The following is a 15091-nucleotide window of genomic DNA, read 5'->3' on the forward strand; positions in this document are numbered from 1 at the left end:
TGCTGCTACACCTGAATCAATCCTCTAAATACGTAAAATCAATCTTAAATCCATAACGCCACAAAAAAATGACTACTATCAGCAAGAGTCCACTATATCCGTATAAACCATACTCAAGCTTGCTTATGAGAAAATGAATACCAGCGAATATAGCAAGGATAGCAAGCAGGAAAAATGCCTTAACACCCTCATGATCCTGGGCTACAGAAGCAGGTTTAGAAAAGGGCAATATGATTTTAAAGCTCCTAAATGATAGGACAACCATAATAAATAGCGTAAATAAACCAATCAACAGATCCCATACTATTGAACTGCCATATATAAGAAAAAAGAGAACACTATAGGCCAAATAAATGGGCAGCACATACCTAGCCATGACTGCTTTCCATGTCCCTTTAAAGATAGGCTCTGTTTTCTGCAAAGTAGAAACTCTATATATCCAGGCTCCTTTATATGAATTTGTATATCGTAAAGCAGTTGCAACTACCGGAATAATAAAGGCACAAAAATAGATAGAATAATAGCCGCTGCCAGACTGCATACCTTTTAATCCGCTTTCCTCGAAAAGATTTAACAGGGTAATAAACGGAAAAATGATGATCAATCCAATAGAAGGATATACTTTCAATTTAAAGGCCTGTTCATTTTTCATGATATTCGTTGCAAAGTGAAAAAAAACTCGTTCTTCTTTATTACCAAATAAAAACAGCGGGATGTTTCTTCGTTTCCTTTTCAATATAGAACCTGTATGATTATTCATTTTTTGCAAGTACTTCTCAAAGTTATGAACATTTTTTATATAAATAATTAAAGAAATAATTGGTACGATGATAGCCAGACTGCTTAAAGCCATGTACTCTAACGTAAAATCCCCTTTTATGATTGCTTCAAAGGGAGCAGCATACCAGATTGGTGCAATAAAATAGCTCCACCAGGTTGGGCTAAATTCTACTTGGCTATCGATGATGTCAAATAATCTACCAGTCAGTTGGTACCCCACAATCATTAAAATAGATAAGGCAATTTGGACATAGCTAATAAAATCCTTTAATTTCTCACCATCGAAATACTTTAAAATCACCAGATAAATTAAGGCAGTAAGCAAGACGATCCATATATCAACCAGGATGATGATCAGCACAAATAACAGACTAAAGCCTAATCCTTTAGTAACAATAGAAGCAATGAGCGCGGGAGCTATAAATAGGAGCGTTAATGCCCCTAGATAAATGACAATATGAATCAGCTTTGCCGTCGAGATCGTTCGTTCATCTACCGGTCTTGATAATAAAATAGATTGGTCACGAATATCCAGCATCACATGAGAAAAATCAGAAATTAAAGATGTCATTATAAAAAACATAAAAACAGCAAACAGCAAACTCATTTGGAACAAATAATTTTCACCCATAATAATAAAAGGGATCAATATCAAGCCCATAAGTGCATACACCCATAGGGATTTCAAAAATTCATTTGAATCTTTATCCGTATCATTCTTTCTCGCCCCATTATTCATTAGAGCGGGAACTCTTCTGGAATCCATCGTAAGCTTAACCTGAAGAATTCTTCTCATAGCCGGGTAGTCAATTCCCATCCATTGAAATAGCTTTTTTCCTTTATCCAATACACGCAAACTCATAAATTCTCTCATCTATTTATCCCCTTGGACAACAGAGACAATATCTTCGGCAATCGTTCGATGTTCCGTAAAACCGGTTAATTGATTAAAAATTTCTTCTAGTGTTCCTTCCTTACCCGTATTCTGTAATTCTTCAAAACTTCCATCTGCGATAATCCTGCCTTCATGCAGTAAAATAATCCGATTACTGATTTTCTCAACAACATCCATAATGTGTGAAGAATAAAAAATCGTTTTTCCCTCACTTGCCAGCATTCCCAGCAATTCTTTGACGATCATAACGCTATTCGCGTCGAGACCGCTTAAAGGCTCATCTAAAAATAATATATCCGGGTTATGAAGAAGACTTGATATTAACAGAACCTTTTGCTTCATTCCTTTTGAATAACTATTTATTCGTGAATCATACATTGCTTCAATGTTTAATAGCTTCATTAGTTTAAAAGCCTTTTGGTCAACTTGATCATAAGGTAAGCCATAAAGCTCCCCAATAAAGGTTAAGTATTCACGTGCAGTCAATACATCATATAGATCTGCTAATTCAGGCACATAACCAATTCTGTTTTTATAGTCAATCCTATCATCGGAAAGCTCTGTTCCAAATATCTTAACTGAACCTGTATAATCTGTTAGAAGACCAAGCAATATCTTTACAGTGGTTGTTTTCCCAGCACCATTAGGACCTATATAGCCAATAACTTGCCCTTTGTCTACATCAAGATTAATGCCACGAAGCACTTCTTTCGAGCCATAACTCACCTGAAGATTGTTAATAGAAATAACCGGATCAGCCATCTTCATTCTCCCTAATTGAGACTAATTTTTTTACAGTATATCAAAATCGTTAAATATTTTACATATATTTCTATTTTACCGTATATGATTTTATTAAATTTCTAATACCTTCGCATATTTAGTTCGTTCATAAAAATTCCAGTAATACTCGCTCCTCCCCAAGATGTATCACTAATTTCAAACGAGTTCTACCTTTAAACCAGTAACGAATCAAATGCCTGTGTAAGATCTTCAATCAAATCATCAGCATGTTCAATCCCGACAGAATAACGCAGCAAGCAATTACAAACCCCAATCTGTATGCGCACCTCCTCTGGGATATCTGCGTGTGTTTGTGTAGCGGGATACGTCATTAAGCTCTCTACTCCACCCAAACTTTCCGCAAAAGATATGATATGAAGACTTTGTAAGAAAGGATTGATCCATTCAGCTGATTTCAGCCGGAATGATATCATCCCTCCTTTACCAGGATAAAGGACATCCGTCACTTCTTCTCTTTCTCTTAAAAACCGACTGATTTTCTGGGCGTTTTCCTCATGTTGTTTCATCCGCAAGCTCAATGTTTTCATTCCCCTCATGACAAGCCAGGAATCAAAAGGTGAAAGCACAGCTCCTGTAGCATTTTGATATTCCTCAAGTCTTGCACCAATATCAGCATTTTTTGCTACAATTAATCCAGCTAACACATCATTATGTCCAGCCAAGTATTTAGTGGCACTATGGACAACAATATCTGCTCCCTGTTCAAGCGGCCGCTGCAGAATAGGTGTATAAAAGGTATTATCTACAATCAGCAACAAATCATTTTCACGCGTGAATTTGGAGATCTCCTTTATATCCAATTCCTGCATAAGCGGATTAGTCGGAGTTTCGATAAAGAATGCCTTGGTTCTATCGCTAATGGATTCCTTAAAATCCGAATCGTTATGACATGGTTTAAATTTGATGCCATATGTCTTCCATATTTGTTCGAATAACCGGTATGTCCCTCCATAAAGGTCAGCGGTGACGGCAATCTCATCTCCAGGAGCAAATAAACAAAGCAATGAGTGAATGGCAGCCATACCTGAACTATAAGCAAAGCCCTGTTTTCCTCCCTCAAGCTCTGCGATGCCCTCCTCGAGTAATTTTCTGGTTGGGTTACCCGTCCTTATGTAATCAAACCCGGTGGATTCTCCTATACCATCATGGCGATAGGCTGTTGAAAAATAGACTGGCGGATTAACAGTACCTGTTTGTGTTTCACTTCGATTGCCTATTTGAGCTAAGAGTGTTTCGATTTTAACTTTTGTCATGTGTATGACTCCTCTCTCTTCATTTATCCCTACACATTGCTCTTCACCATCACGGTCCACCATACTTGCACTATATCCATGTGCTACTATTTTCCGCATATATGATACGGCTGTATTTCTTTTACTTTTGTCAAATAACATTCATTTCCCCAGTTATTAACAGTTATAAAAAAACAAAAAAGTCTCCAGAAGAAGACTTTTCATCAGAAATGGGCCCCTTCTTATCATTCAAGACAGCTAGTATGTCTTGCAGGATTTAGCACCTTTCCATCATTGGCGGTTGCTGAGATTTCACTGGGCCAGTCCCTCCATCTCTCTTGATAAGTTTTGTCAGAATATTCACTTAAAATAAATTTACATCCTCATGGAAAGAAAAGCAAGTTGTTTTTACCTTCATTGTTCAACTTTTTAACAAAGGTATATAATAAATCTATACATAAAAGGAGTGATTCGTAGCGATGAAAGCCAATGGTCAGGAAATTTTTCAATATATAAAAGAACTGGTATCCATCCCAAGTCCGAGCGGCTATACCACAGAAGTGATTGAACATGTGGCACGATTTTTACAATCTGAAGGTATTACAGCAGTAAAAACAAATAAAGGAGCATTATTGGCAACAATCAAGGGGCAAGATGATTCTAAACATCGTTTTCTTACCGCCCATGTTGATACGTTAGGTGCCATGGTTAAAGAAATCAAACCAGGCGGGCGTTTAAAATTATCGATGGTAGGTGGATTTCGCTGGAATTCTGTTGAGGGTGAATACTGTAAAATCCATACAGCTGATGGAAGGATCTATACAGGAACCATTCTTCTAAATCAAACCTCCGTTCATGTTTATCAGAAAATGGGCGATGTCAAACGCGAGGATGCGACAATGGAAGTACGAATTGATGCTGTCACAAAAAGCAAGGCAGATACAGAAAAGCTTGGCATTTCAGTCGGCGATTTTGTTTCCTTCGAACCGCGTGTTGAACTGACAGACAACGGATTTATTAAATCCCGTCATTTGGACGATAAAGCAAGTGTCGGTATTCTGATGTATATTATTAAACAGATAAATAAAGAAGGTATCATTCTTCCTTATACGACCCATTTCTTAATCTCTAACAATGAAGAAATCGGCTATGGCGGCAATTCCAATATACCGTCCGAAACAGTTGAATATTTGGCTGTTGATATGGGAGCAATCGGAGAAGGACAGGCAACGGATGAATACAGTGTATCCATTTGCGCCAAAGACTCAAGCGGACCTTATCATTATGGTCTGCGCCAGCATCTCGTCGAGTTATCAAAGCAGCATCAGGTGGATTATCGCGTGGATATTTACCCTTTTTATGGTTCTGATGCCTCTGCTGCCATTCGTGCCGGCTATGATATTATTCATGGATTGATTGGCCCCGGCATCGATGCTTCCCATGCTTTTGAACGCACCCATATTAGTTCCATCGAACATACTGCGAATTTAATTTGGCATTATTTACAATCAGAATTAAGACAGCAATAAAAGAATCAACAACCCATCACGAAAAATAGTGGTGGGTTGTTGTTATAATAGCTTTTTTATTTTTCCATGAGCAGCCTTGGCTTCTGCATATCCTTGATTGTACAGCTTTTTCAGCTTTTTAGGATTACGCTCAATTCGGCTGACATCTGATTTCTCTATTGGACGAATAATGACGACATGTCCCTTTTCTTCCTGTTCCTCCAGATAACGTATCGTGTCATTGTATAGGATATGCCGATTGCGAAGGGCCTTTAATAGTCCTTGATAATTCTTATATAATCTTTTTCCAAACCAATCAAACGATGAGCCTTTCATATATCCCTTGTTTCCGGTAAGCACGACAATATTTTTCGTATTCCCGTCTGCTTGAGATTTTTGAATCGGTATCGGATCGGCAACTCCCCCGTCAAGCAGCATTCTGCCATCATAAGAGATTACCGGCGCAAAAAATGGAATGGAACTGGATGCGCGCAGAATCGTTGTAATATCTTTTTTTAAGTGCTCTTTGCTATAGTATACGGGTTCGCCTGTAACGCAATCTGTAACACCGACGACAAACTGTTCCTTGGCTTCACAAAAAGCCTTCAAATCAAATGGAACCAGTTCATTTGGAATTTTATCAAAAATAAAATCCATTCCAAATAATTCGCGTTTCTTCAGAAAACGTTTATAGGAAAGATATTCCGGATGTGAGACATAGTCGATATTTGCCGTATAATTACGGTCTATTTGCCGGGCAATATAAGAAGAACCATTGCATGCACCGGCTGAAACACCGATTGTATATGGCAAATAAATATCCTGTTCCATCAAATACCTCAAAACTCCGGCTGTATATAATCCTCTCATTCCGCCGCCCTCTAAAACCAGGCCTGTATTCTGCATGACAAGTAACCTCCTTCCCTAGAGAATCCTTCTTATTTTGCCTTTACCTTTATAAATAATTACAAATTTCAAAACCTTTTAAGGAATTTTTTTACTTTTCATTGACGGTTCTGGTGTATTACATGTATAGTACACATATCAGGTGTATGAACCACATAGTACACACACCAAATATTGGTTAACCAGACATAGGAGATGAAACGATGAACATCATCTTTAATAACCGGGATCCCGTTTATTTACAAGTTGTCCGTTACTTCAAAGAACAAATAGCGACCGGCCGGCTTGCAAGCGGAGAAGAGATTCCTTCTCGACGTGAGCTTGCGGGTCTTCTAAAAATAAACCCTAATACCGCTCAAAAAGCGTATAAGGAAATGGAGGAACAGGGATTGATTTACACTGAAAGAAATTTCCCAAGCCGGATTACAACAGATAAGGACATATTGAGTAGCGTCCGCCAAGAGCTGATTCATGAAGCAGTTGACACCTTTGTCCAGGCAATTAAACCGATTCAACTACCCGTAGATGAACTATTGAGTATTGTCAAAGAAAAATACAAATCGGAACAAGACTGAGGAGGGACACCATGTTAGAGGTAAAAAATTTAATAAAAAAATTCGGCAGGAAAAAAGTATTGGATGACGTTAGTTTTACAGCAAACAAAGGGGAGATTACTTGTTTGATTGGTATAAACGGTGTTGGTAAAACCACGGTTATGAAATCGATCATGGGTCTTACCCCCATTAATGGAGGAGAAATTCTAATAAATGGAGCCAAACGAACGAAGGAATCATACGAGAAGATTACATTCATTCCTGATTCATTAACGATGCTTTCACATTTCACCATTGTAGAGGCGATGGATTTTATGAACGATTTTTATGAAAGCTGGAACCAGGAACGCGCTGACGAATTACTGATCTTTTTTAAACTGGATGAAAATGTACGGATTTCAACTTTATCAAAAGGAAATACCGCAAAGGTGAATCTTTTGTTGGGATTAGCACAGGACGTAGATTATGTCCTAATGGATGAACCCTTTTCCGGGATTGATATTTTCAGCCGTGAACAAATCGCAGATGTTTTTACAAGCCACCTGATTGAAGATCGCGGTGTTATTATTACGACACATGAAATCAACGATATTGAGCACCTCATTGATAAAGTTGTTTTGTTAAATGATGGCGTGGTTTATAAAGAATTTAATGCAGAAGAGGTTCGCATGAACGAAGGTAAGTCTGTCGTAGATGTGATGAGAGAGGTGTATATACGATGAGTCGCTTTTTTAAGCTTGTGAATATGGAATTAAATCGGTTCTCCAAAATATTATATGGGATGATTATGGGTGTCTTTATTATACAGATTGCTGGTTTAATCATTCAGGCTAAAGGCTACATGGACAGGGCAAATGATTCCTTAATGACTGGAATCCCTAAAGAAACCTTTATCGAAGAAAATGGACTATTTGGAATGGCTAACTATGTAGGTTCTATGCTATTTAATGCCCCAATCGCTTTATGTGCCGGCGCCATTTTCTTATATATTTTTCTGATTTGGTACCGTGACTGGGCCGGTAAAGGTTCATTTATCTATCGTTTATTGATGATTCCTACTTCCAGAATGACCATCTATTTTTCAAAATTAACAGCTTTAATGCTACTCGTTCTCTTATTAGTATCCGTTCAGTTAATTTTCCTTCCAATCGAGTCAAAAATTCTGGAATGGTTTATATCCGCTGATTATTTGAATGAAATTTCAATTGTTAGTTTAGTAAATAAATCTTTCTTAAGAATTCTTCTTCCGCAGACTTTAACACAATTTATCTTGTACTACGGTGCAGGTTTTATCACTTTAACCATCCTCTTTTCTGCTATACTGCTTGAACGCAGCTTTAAATGGAAAGGCATTCTTCTAGCCATTGTGTACGGCGTTGTCGTTGTGGGTGCATTTATATTACCTATTAGTCTAATGTTAGGTAAAACGAATTATTTCTATAATTCAGAAGTTGTTATGATTGAAAGTGCAGTTGGCATTATTATTGGAGTGTTCTCCATCTTACTCAGCCGTTATTTATTAAATAAGAAAATCACTGTATAAGGAGAGGAAACAATGAAAAAATATCGTAATTCAATCGTGATTCTGCTTGTTGCCGTGCTATCTCTTTCTGTTTTTTATGTAAATCAGGCTTTTTCCTCTTCTGACCTTCCTGATCTTTACATTAAACAAACTAATGGAGACGCCAAACTATTGGATACAATAACCCTAGAAGCCAGTTATGAAGATCTTACATTTACAGAAGATGTTGAGGTTACTAAAGAAGGTTCTCATTATCGGTCTGATTTATCCTTTTTTGAGCAATTAGATTATTGGGAAAAGAGAAAAGATACATCTGAGATGAGAGATTTAACTGATCGATATTCTTCTTTTATGAGGGGGAAAACTACTAATACTCAGCTCTATAATGATACGAAACAAATGATTTATGTCGACTCCAACTATGAATTTTCCTCCGATCAAGGAATGTATAATTTCAGATTCAAAATTGATCAGCTAAACGAGAAAACAGAGGATACAAGTACTTTCGAAGTGAAAATACCAAATCAAGGAAGTTCAAACTATATTGAAATCCTTGATATCCAAATCATCATGAATGAATTACGTGTAATGACTCTTAGTGACAGTATGGATGAAGACGGAAGAATCCAGCTTCATGAATATACGATTGACCTCAAAAAGCAGAAGTTAGTCGACGACAATTCGATCTTAATTACAGAAAAACAAACACCTCAAAAAATCTTTTATATAACTGGATTAACAGACATTAATCCAACTCAATCTAATCCTTATTTTTTATACCAATTAGAAAAAACGATTCTTGATGAGGATGGGGAGAACGTTCAAATGGTCAATCGTGAATTATATGCTTACAACTACAAAACTGGAAGATCAGAACAAGTAAAACTTCCGGAAGATTTGGCGAAACAACTTTTACAAGATGACGCCCATTATCTAGCTTATGACTTTCGTTCTTTATATACTTCCACTATTAAAGAAGAGAATGAGAACAAAGCAGTTAACATGCTTAAGTATGATTTGGAGAATCAAAAAATCACGAATAAATATACTTTTCCATTGGAACCAAACACTTATGAACACAATATGGAATTATATCAAAACAAGATGATTATTACTTATAGAGGCGAACTAAAGCAGCCATCTATAAAAATATATAATTTCGAAGACGATAAATCCATATTCGATGGCAAGATTGAGATGAAAAACAAAGATTCAAAAGTGAACTACAAGGATATCCATATTTATCAAGTAAACGGTCTATGAATCAACTAAATTTTATCATTCATTTGTTTTGAGTATCTTAAAAAGGGAATACAACAACCAAACGATAATTTGGAGGTATTTTCCATGTATTATGTTTATTTTGAAACGGAGCCAAGACTTCTGCATGAAGGTACTAAGTACAACGTGGAGGTTCCGACCAGAGAGCTGCAGGACGAGATTGCCAGTGATCTCGAAAAATACGGCGAGGTCTTCAATGTAAAAAAACTGGATGCCCCGGTGGATCAATTCCCAGTGCTGACAAAAGAAACCTATAAACGGAATATTTAAGCTAGAAAAGGTGAATCGACCTTGAGCGATTCATCTTTTTCAGCTTTATGGGGATGTTCTTCCCCCTACCTTATTAATCTGTTTTTCGCGCATATTTAAGCGGTACGATTACATATTCACATGTACCGACGATATCATCCTTATCTATGTAGCCAAGCCCATTGCGACTGTCTCTGCTATCCCAGCGATTATCCCCCATCACAAAATAATGATCCTCCGGGACATTCACTGCATCAAAGTCACCTGTCCTATTAATCTTCAGTAGATCGATTTCCTCTTGTTCCTCCGGCAGATACGGTTCTTCTTTTTTCTTCCCATTGATATAGAGCGTATCATTCTCTAGTTCAACCTTTTCACCAGGTAACCCGATAATCCGCTTCACATAATATTTATCCTTCTTATCATCTTGAATCACCACGATATCCTGATGGTCAACTGAACCGTTATATGCCGCGAACTTATTGACTAATACTTTTTCGTTGTTATAAAGCGTTGGTTCCATGGAGGCTCCTTCTACAATAAAAAAAGAGACGAAAAATGTTTTGACAACATAAGCCAACGCAATGGCAAATGTGATAGAGATGATCCAACTTCCTATTTCAGTCTTAAATATCTTTCGCAATTGGAGTCTCCTTCTTTCAGCAAATTTCCCGGTTGTTGCAGTACATATAAACATTATAATTTATACCCATATAATATGGTAAGATACCTACAAATGACATTACATTTTGATTACGATTAATATACTTGGGCAAAGGGAATACACTAATATCTATTCTTTATACTTATCGTGAGGTGTAAAACTCATTATGCTGTATTTATCAAAAAATCATGATCCCAATAAAAATGCCATTCTCTTATCCAAATGGATCCCGTTAAATCATACCGCAGCAAGTCTGGCTAAAGAGACCCATAAATTACTAGAAGAAACATTAACTACGTTTACCCCCCTTTCTGAAGGCCGCATAAAGCCTGAAAGAAATGTTAAATATGTTTTGCCTCGCCTCTTACTGACAACGAGAAAACAATCCCACCTTAAAAAGCCTCCTGGCTGTACCATTATGGATGGCCATCCTTTTCCTGAGTGGAAAAAGAAATTGGATAAAGAATATCAGCATCTAAATCAAAGAATTAAGGAGCAAGTTAACATTACTGATTATGGTGCTGTTGGGGACGGGATAACAGACAATACGAAAGCATTTGAAAGCGCTCTTGGCAGCGGGAACAGAATGGTTTATATCCCGGAAGGTGTTTTTATCACAAAGGGCCTTAAACTCCCCTCCTATACATGTCTGGTCGGTGAGGGCAAAGATAAAACGATTCTTAAATTAGCCAATGAATCTCCTAAAAAAGCTATTCTTATTACGAACGCAAACCCGATTCGCGGCAATCATCATATTCTCGTGCAGGGAATGACACTTGACTGGAATGTGGAAAGATTTCCAGAGGATACTCATACAAGTGCTGGCAACAACAATTCCAGCTGTTTAACGTATGCTCATGTTACCTATGGCTGGGTGAAGGATGTTACAGCTCGAAATGCCGGCTTGCATTGTTTTGATGTTTCAGCTGCCTACTATACGTATTTTGGAGACGGTACTCGCTCACGATGGTCGAGTAAATATATATGGCTGGATCATCTTAATGGATATGGTTTTGGAGATGATGGGATAACTACACATCACAGCAGCCATATCTTAATTACGAACAGTCATATGTGCGATCCTAGCGGGAGAGCCCATAAAAAGGGATTTTCCAATTCCAATGGGTTTGAAGTAGATGACGGTTCTGATGACGTTTGGCTGATTAATAATTCTTCAACCAGATGCTTTGGAGGAGTTGAAATCAAAGCACATGAAACAGCATCAGCTGCTTCCAATGTCCATATTATCGGGCATATTTCAATCCATGATAATCGTTCTTATAACTTTAGGCATATCGGACATCATCTTAAGTCAGAACCACAATCAAAATCAGCCTATAATATAACAGCAACGAATATAGTGGCGATCTCACCTATTTTCACTGATCTGTATGTAGGATCTACACCACGTTGCCTTGTTATATCAGCCTATCAGAATGTAGTTATTAATCACTTCACTCTGCTTGGTGACCCAAATTATGACTATCAACAGAATCCTATGGTTGCTATTCAATATAAGTCCCGCCATATTACGCTTAAAAATCTGACCATCGAAAATTTTCAAACTGCCGGTACAGATATAAAAGTAGTTGGCGGCAACCAGCATACCGATCACATCCGTTTAAACAATATCACTATTAAAAATTCCGCCCCGATTGCCATAGATATTGGGAAAGGTGTGACGCAAGCAGCAATCTCTAAAGTTTGGGCAGAAACAAAAATTGGGGGAATTGCGATTAAAACAGCCAATCATACAGCTGACCTGGACGGTATTCAAACGAGTGGATATCACACTCCCATTGCCGTTGCCAATAAAAAATAATTAAAATCTAATTTTCAAGAATAATCCTCCCCCTCTTTGCATATATATTTATGATTAATTTAACTCTTGTCTGCAAAATGCAAAGAGGTGACTATTTGTGAATCGGATTCTAAGTTTCCTCAAACAATTCCTTTTATCGATTAAAGAAGTAATAAACGACGTACTGACATTTATCTATTATGGTGGACTGATTTTCATCATGGGTTGGACCCTTTATCAATTGATATGGGGAGATGTGAAGCCTATTCCTTTATCAACGGCTGTACCCGCCACATGGTGGACAGAGTATGTGATAAAACCTTTGATATCCTCCACCTTTCTGCTCACGATCATGAAGGGGATTTTCTTGTTATCAGTCTGGGTTATTTTATTTTTAATTATCCCCAGCACAACAAGACAGCTCAAACGCTTTAAGCTATTTCAAATGGAATTTGAAGTGGAAGATAAAGAAACAGCAGCTGTGGCCTTTATTGAACTGCAAAGCTCAAAAGCAACCCTCCTGTCAAGGATGTATTCAGATGCCAGTATCGGAAAATTGTTTACATTTCTCGATGAAGAAACGATGAAAGTCAATTATGTTTCGGCTCTTGCTTACTTTTTGGAGGACTTTAAAATCAGCTATAAGCAAAGATATAATATTACCTTTGAATGTGTAACCAAAGACTTTAATCGCCTTACTGGAACGGAGCTAAATTATGCCGAACTCTCAAAAGAAACAGGCGATCCAGAAGTGTTAAACTGGGATGCTCCTCTTGCTAAATTGAAGAAAAACAGGCTTGTTTTCCATTTCAACTATCGGGGAAGTGAAAAAGTAACCATATTGTCCAGCTACTCCTCTCAATTTGATGTGATAGATAAACAAAATATCTTATTTTTACATTATGCCCTTATGTATCAAGCAGAAAATATTGAATATGCTCTCATGATTGAAAAAGAAGAATGGCCCTTTGTTAAAACCCCTACCTAAGGGGTTTTAATTTGTTTACTCAAAAAGACCCTTATTCACATGTAATAAGGTCATAATTCCTCCTATTCATTGACGAATGACTTAAATATAATGCCTGTTTTTTTGAAATTGCTGAGAATATTTCTTTAACATGTCTTGAACCACCTTGTTGTTGGATGCGAGTTCGGTTGGATCTTTTGCACTTAGTTGCCTCATTTGCTTTTGACTAAAGGGTTTAGCAAACTTCTCTCCCTTTTTATACCGCTCATATAAATTTTGAATATTGTCCATAATGGTTCCCCTCCCATCATAGTCCTCACTTATTTATATTCAGTTCTCTAGAAAAATCGCCATCTATTTGACTAGTTAACTAGTATTTTTTTAATTAGTAATAATCTGCCAAGATGAACATAAATAAAAATTTATATTTCTGTTTTAAATTTCGATAAATTGTGATAGAGTAAAAAATTGTTTAGTAAACCCTTTAAAAAAATGTTATTTGGTGTTTTATTATGAGATATAGTACGATGTAACTGTTACTAAAGGTTATATTATAGTTAAATAAACCAATTTAACAAAGAAGAAATGGAGATTAAATAAAAATGCAGCAAAGCAAATCTTCAATCCACTCATTCCGGCAAATATTCTTCCTATACATAGGTTGTATCATGTTATTTGCATTTTTATTATGGATACCACAGTCCAATTTCGGCGGATTATCGATAATGGATTCTTTATTTCTGTCAACCAGCGCATTAAGCGTAACGGGGCTGACTCCAATAGATGTAGGAACAGAATTAAACAGGGTCGGGCAGTCCATCTTAATGGTGGAAATGCAGCTTGGCGGTATTGGGATTGTTGTATTAATCAGTTACCTATTTGTCGTGATGGATAAGAAGATTACGGTATCAAGTATGCTTCTTTTATCTAAGGATCAAAACCAATCAAAACTCAGTTCCATTACATCGCTTGGAGTTTCGGTTTTAATCATTGCGTTATTAGTAGAAACAGTCTGTTTCCTTATTTTATTAGGGGAAATACGACCCCGATATGATAATTTTTGGGATGCAGTGTTTGTTTCTGCTTTTCATGCAGTAGCCAGCTTTACAAATTCCGGGTTTGATTTGTTCGGTGATAGCCTGATCTCATTTAAACAAAATCATCTTTTCCTGTTTACGACTTCTATAACGATCTTTTTAGGAAGTCTTGGCTACCCAACATTGGTGGAATACTTTTTATCCTTTAGACGGAAGAAAAGTTTGTTTACAAAAATAAACATTCGTCTTCACTCGCTCCTCCTTTTCATCGGTATGACTATATTCTTTATATTGGAATCAAATAATACATTTGAAGGACTATCAATTTTGGAAAAACTATCAAATTCATTGTTTTTTTCAGCAACAGCCAGAAATGGCGGGCTTACAACTATTGATGTGTCACAGGTAACGATCACTACCTTTTTATTGCTTACCTTATTTATGTTTATAGGGGGAGCATCCTCGAGTACAGGAGGCGGTATACGATTAACTACCTTTGCTGTATTGCTCTCTAAGGTATTGGCGGTAGCCAAATCCCAAAAAGAGGTTGTCATCTATAAAAAAACGATTGCTCAGGAAGCAGTCGATAAATCCTTTATGGTATTCTTCACTTTTATTGCATTGTTTTTTGGTTCTACCATTTTATTAACCATGCTGCAACCACAGCCATTGGAGCCATTAATGTTTGAAGTATTATCTGCACTGACAAATACAGGATTATCCTTCGGTATTACTACAGAATTGACACCTGTTTCAAAAACGGTTTTAATCACATTGATGATTATCGGACGCATAGGTGTGTTCAGTTTTATCTATACCATTTTTAAAGTGGATAAAGTTAAATCAAGATACTTAAAAGAAGACTTAGCTGTAGGCTAAAAAGGGGACATT

15 protein-coding genes and 1 riboswitch are annotated in these 15091 nt (G+C 37.0%); of the genes, 9 read left to right on the forward strand and 6 right to left on the reverse strand.

Annotated features, from left to right (window positions below; translation table 11 throughout):
* Nucleotides 1-16: 16 nt before the first annotated feature.
* From AC4G3L_RS04235 to AC4G3L_RS04245, 3 genes are all read right to left on the reverse strand, one after another.
* Nucleotides 17-1654 carry an ABC-2 family transporter permease gene (locus tag AC4G3L_RS04235; RefSeq protein ID WP_491075723.1) on the reverse strand — a complete coding sequence of 546 codons (1638 nt, stop codon included), beginning with the start codon at nucleotides 1652-1654 and terminating at the stop codon, nucleotides 17-19.
* Nucleotides 1655-2443, reverse strand: a complete 789-nt coding sequence (locus AC4G3L_RS04240; RefSeq protein WP_491075724.1) for an ABC transporter ATP-binding protein — start codon at nucleotides 2441-2443, stop codon at nucleotides 1655-1657.
* A gap of 188 nt (nucleotides 2444-2631) precedes the next feature.
* Nucleotides 2632-3732, reverse strand: a complete 1101-nt coding sequence (locus tag AC4G3L_RS04245) for a methionine biosynthesis PLP-dependent protein (RefSeq protein ID WP_491076235.1) — start codon at nucleotides 3730-3732, stop codon at nucleotides 2632-2634.
* A gap of 218 nt (nucleotides 3733-3950) precedes the next feature.
* Nucleotides 3951-4059: riboswitch (SAM riboswitch) on the reverse strand.
* 131 nt (nucleotides 4060-4190) lie between these two features.
* Here AC4G3L_RS04245 and AC4G3L_RS04250 point away from each other — a divergent pair.
* Entirely contained in the window at nucleotides 4191-5240 is a 1050-nt protein-coding gene (locus tag AC4G3L_RS04250) for a M42 family metallopeptidase (protein WP_491075725.1), read from the forward strand.
* 42 nt (nucleotides 5241-5282) lie between these two features.
* On the opposite strand, the gene AC4G3L_RS04255 is transcribed toward AC4G3L_RS04250, so the two are convergent.
* Nucleotides 5283-6125 carry a patatin-like phospholipase family protein gene (locus AC4G3L_RS04255; protein WP_491075726.1) on the reverse strand — a complete coding sequence of 281 codons (843 nt, stop codon included), beginning with the start codon at nucleotides 6123-6125 and terminating at the stop codon, nucleotides 5283-5285.
* 203 nt (nucleotides 6126-6328) lie between these two features.
* On the opposite strand from AC4G3L_RS04255, the gene AC4G3L_RS04260 reads away from it, so the two are divergent.
* The 5 genes from AC4G3L_RS04260 to AC4G3L_RS04280 all read left to right on the forward strand — a co-directional run bounded on the left by AC4G3L_RS04260 (nucleotide 6329) and on the right by AC4G3L_RS04280 (nucleotide 9752).
* Nucleotides 6329-6700 carry a GntR family transcriptional regulator gene (locus tag AC4G3L_RS04260; RefSeq protein WP_491075727.1) on the forward strand — a complete coding sequence of 124 codons (372 nt, stop codon included), beginning with the start codon at nucleotides 6329-6331 and terminating at the stop codon, nucleotides 6698-6700.
* Nucleotides 6701-6711: 11 nt separating this feature from the next.
* On the forward strand, nucleotides 6712-7401 hold the full coding sequence (locus AC4G3L_RS04265; RefSeq protein WP_491075728.1) for an ABC transporter ATP-binding protein: 690 nt from the start codon (nucleotides 6712-6714) through the stop codon (nucleotides 7399-7401).
* Nucleotides 7398-8222 carry a hypothetical protein gene (locus AC4G3L_RS04270; protein ID WP_491075729.1) on the forward strand — a complete coding sequence of 275 codons (825 nt, stop codon included), beginning with the start codon at nucleotides 7398-7400 and terminating at the stop codon, nucleotides 8220-8222. The genes AC4G3L_RS04265 and AC4G3L_RS04270 overlap by 4 nt, the downstream gene beginning before the upstream one ends.
* Nucleotides 8223-8234: 12 nt before the next feature.
* Nucleotides 8235-9464 carry a hypothetical protein gene (locus AC4G3L_RS04275; protein WP_491075730.1) on the forward strand — a complete coding sequence of 410 codons (1230 nt, stop codon included), beginning with the start codon at nucleotides 8235-8237 and terminating at the stop codon, nucleotides 9462-9464.
* An 84-nt stretch (nucleotides 9465-9548) separates the two neighbouring features.
* Complete coding sequence (locus tag AC4G3L_RS04280) at nucleotides 9549-9752, forward strand: hypothetical protein (RefSeq protein ID WP_491075731.1); 204 nt, start codon at nucleotides 9549-9551, stop codon at nucleotides 9750-9752.
* Between the two features lie 73 nt (nucleotides 9753-9825).
* On the opposite strand, the gene lepB is transcribed toward AC4G3L_RS04280, so the two are convergent.
* Nucleotides 9826-10374: a signal peptidase I gene (lepB, locus tag AC4G3L_RS04285; RefSeq protein ID WP_491075732.1), complete on the reverse strand. Its 549-nt coding sequence runs from the start codon at nucleotides 10372-10374 to the stop codon at nucleotides 9826-9828.
* Between the two features lie 187 nt (nucleotides 10375-10561).
* Between lepB and AC4G3L_RS04290 the strand changes: the two genes are divergently transcribed.
* Both AC4G3L_RS04290 and AC4G3L_RS04295 read left to right on the forward strand, forming a co-directional pair.
* Nucleotides 10562-12217 (forward strand): glycosyl hydrolase family 28-related protein, encoded by a 1656-nt coding sequence (locus AC4G3L_RS04290; RefSeq protein WP_491075733.1) that lies wholly within the window; start codon nucleotides 10562-10564, stop codon nucleotides 12215-12217.
* Nucleotides 12218-12314: 97 nt separating this feature from the next.
* Nucleotides 12315-13184 (forward strand): hypothetical protein, encoded by an 870-nt coding sequence (locus AC4G3L_RS04295; RefSeq protein WP_491075734.1) that lies wholly within the window; start codon nucleotides 12315-12317, stop codon nucleotides 13182-13184.
* Nucleotides 13185-13265: 81 nt separating this feature from the next.
* Here AC4G3L_RS04295 and AC4G3L_RS04300 read toward each other — a convergent pair whose 3' ends face one another.
* On the reverse strand, nucleotides 13266-13454 hold the full coding sequence (locus AC4G3L_RS04300; RefSeq protein ID WP_491075735.1) for a hypothetical protein: 189 nt from the start codon (nucleotides 13452-13454) through the stop codon (nucleotides 13266-13268).
* Nucleotides 13455-13888: 434 nt separating this feature from the next.
* Between AC4G3L_RS04300 and AC4G3L_RS04305 the strand changes: the two genes are divergently transcribed.
* A complete protein-coding gene (locus AC4G3L_RS04305; RefSeq protein WP_491075736.1) occupies nucleotides 13889-15079 on the forward strand; it encodes a potassium transporter TrkG in 1191 nt (396 codons plus the stop codon).
* Nucleotides 15080-15091: the final 12 nt, after the last annotated feature.

It is taken from the genome of Bacillus sp. z33 (assembly GCF_058313615.1).

What these genes read in the sequence shown, in the direction of transcription:
- AC4G3L_RS04235 (WP_491075723.1), bottom strand. Translation starts at nt 1,654, where the DNA reads ATGAGAGAATTTATGAGTTTGCGTGTATTGGATAAAGGAAAAAAGCTA.
- AC4G3L_RS04240 (WP_491075724.1), bottom strand. Translation starts at nt 2,443, where the DNA reads ATGAAGATGGCTGATCCGGTTATTTCTATTAACAATCTTCAGGTGAGT.
- AC4G3L_RS04245 (WP_491076235.1), bottom strand. Translation starts at nt 3,732, where the DNA reads ATGACAAAAGTTAAAATCGAAACACTCTTAGCTCAAATAGGCAATCGA.
- AC4G3L_RS04250 (WP_491075725.1), top strand. Translation starts at nt 4,191, where the DNA reads ATGAAAGCCAATGGTCAGGAAATTTTTCAATATATAAAAGAACTGGTA.
- AC4G3L_RS04255 (WP_491075726.1), bottom strand. Translation starts at nt 6,125, where the DNA reads ATGCAGAATACAGGCCTGGTTTTAGAGGGCGGCGGAATGAGAGGATTA.
- AC4G3L_RS04260 (WP_491075727.1), top strand. Translation starts at nt 6,329, where the DNA reads ATGAACATCATCTTTAATAACCGGGATCCCGTTTATTTACAAGTTGTC.
- AC4G3L_RS04265 (WP_491075728.1), top strand. Translation starts at nt 6,712, where the DNA reads ATGTTAGAGGTAAAAAATTTAATAAAAAAATTCGGCAGGAAAAAAGTA.
- AC4G3L_RS04270 (WP_491075729.1), top strand. Translation starts at nt 7,398, where the DNA reads ATGAGTCGCTTTTTTAAGCTTGTGAATATGGAATTAAATCGGTTCTCC.
- AC4G3L_RS04275 (WP_491075730.1), top strand. Translation starts at nt 8,235, where the DNA reads ATGAAAAAATATCGTAATTCAATCGTGATTCTGCTTGTTGCCGTGCTA.
- AC4G3L_RS04280 (WP_491075731.1), top strand. Translation starts at nt 9,549, where the DNA reads ATGTATTATGTTTATTTTGAAACGGAGCCAAGACTTCTGCATGAAGGT.
- AC4G3L_RS04290 (WP_491075733.1), top strand. Translation starts at nt 10,562, where the DNA reads ATGCTGTATTTATCAAAAAATCATGATCCCAATAAAAATGCCATTCTC.
- AC4G3L_RS04300 (WP_491075735.1), bottom strand. Translation starts at nt 13,454, where the DNA reads ATGGACAATATTCAAAATTTATATGAGCGGTATAAAAAGGGAGAGAAG.
- AC4G3L_RS04305 (WP_491075736.1), top strand. Translation starts at nt 13,889, where the DNA reads ATGGATTCTTTATTTCTGTCAACCAGCGCATTAAGCGTAACGGGGCTG.